This is a genomic window from Streptosporangium sp. LJ11 (assembly GCF_051918945.1).
Lineage (GTDB): Bacteria > Actinomycetota > Actinomycetes > Streptosporangiales > Streptosporangiaceae > Streptosporangium.
In genome coordinates, this window is the sequence record NZ_JBPXMB010000109.1 from 1 (window position 1) to 788 (window position 788).

Sequence of the window (788 nt, forward strand, 5' to 3'; positions counted from 1 at the left end):
CTGGTCGCTCTGACGCGCAGGGTGGTGGCGCCGACCGCGTGGACCGACACCCCGTTCCAGGCGAACGGCAGATACGGCCGCCCCGGCTCGGGGGCAGGCAGCAGATCACCCAGCGCGCTGGCATGCAACGCCGCGTCCAGCAACGCCGGATGCACCCCGAACCGCGCCGCCTCAGCATGCGCCTGCTCGGGCAGAACGATCTCGGCCAGCACCTCACCCGGTCGCACCCACGCCCGCGCCAACCCCTGGAAGACCGGCCCGTACTCCAGACCGATCTCGGCCAGACGCTCATACAAGTCATCCACCGCCACCGCCACCGCATCGGCCGGCGGCCACACCGCCACCGAGAAGCCCGGCTCGGCCACCTGCTCGGCGAGCTCGCCTTGCGCGTGCAGCGTCCAGTCCTGCGCGTCGTGGGCTCGCGAGTGGATCGCCACCGACCGCACCCCCGGCTCCTGCGCCGCACCGACCAGCACCTGCACCCGCACGCCGCCCTCGTCCGCCAGCACCAGCGGAGCCTGCAACGTCAGCTCCCGCACCAGCGCACAGCCCAGCTCCTCACCCGCCCGGCCCGCCAGCTCCACCAACGCCGTCCCCGGCACGATCACCGTCCCGTTGACCACGTGATCGGCCAGCCACGGCTGCGCAGCCACCGACAGACGGCCACTGAAGACCACCGACTCACCACCGGCGACCTCCGTCACCGCACTCAGCAGCGGGTGATCGATCCCCTCCAAACCAACCGCGTCCATGTCCCCGGCCTCGGCCTGCGCCGCCACCCAGAACCG

At 72.5% G+C, this 788-nt stretch carries 1 protein-coding gene; it reads right to left on the reverse strand.

Features of this window, described 5'->3' with window-relative positions:
• On the reverse strand, positions 1-788 hold a 788-nt coding region (locus tag ACTOQ3_RS43605; RefSeq protein ID WP_440089952.1), incomplete at both ends, for a polyketide synthase dehydratase domain-containing protein.